This is a genomic window from Aureimonas sp. D3 (genome assembly GCF_001463805.1).
Lineage (GTDB): Bacteria > Pseudomonadota > Alphaproteobacteria > Rhizobiales > Rhizobiaceae > Aureimonas > Aureimonas ureilytica_A.
Genome location: NZ_BBWM01000107.1, coordinates 1 through 460, shown reverse-complemented (window position 1 = coordinate 460; position 460 = coordinate 1). Strand labels below are relative to the sequence as shown.

The window sequence follows — 460 nt, the reverse complement described above, 5'->3', positions numbered from 1 at the left end:
GCGCACCGCCGAAAGCGGCACTTCCAGCGAGGTCAGGTGGTAGGGGCGGAAGATCGTGTAGTTGGGGCCGGGACCCATCTTCAGATCGCTCATGCGCTCCAGCACACGCTCGTGCCGGGGCTTCACGATGCAGAAGACGCCGGGCGCGACGCCCTTGCCGATCGAATAATCGACCTTGCCGGTCCCTGAGAGAACGCCGCCGTCCTCCTTCGTGCAGAGAACCGAGGCGAGCTCGTCGCGCGTCGCGGCCGGGCCGTGCATGCCCGGAACATCGGGCACGAGGCCGGTCGCATTGGCCACCGCCACCATCTCGATCATGGTCTTGGAGCCGTCCACGAACTCCACCAGCATGCGCGCGTTCATGTTGCGCCGCGCCGCTTCCTCCTCATAGGCATCGGGCGTCGCATCGAACTTCAGCGGGTTGTTCTTGCCCTTGCCGGCGCACACGATGTCGAAGCCG

The 460-nt window shown here is 66.1% G+C and carries 1 pseudogene; it reads right to left on the bottom strand.

The features are described 5' to 3' along the window. Positions 1-460: pseudogene (locus AUL36_RS23010) on the bottom strand (homoserine dehydrogenase); the annotation flags it as partial.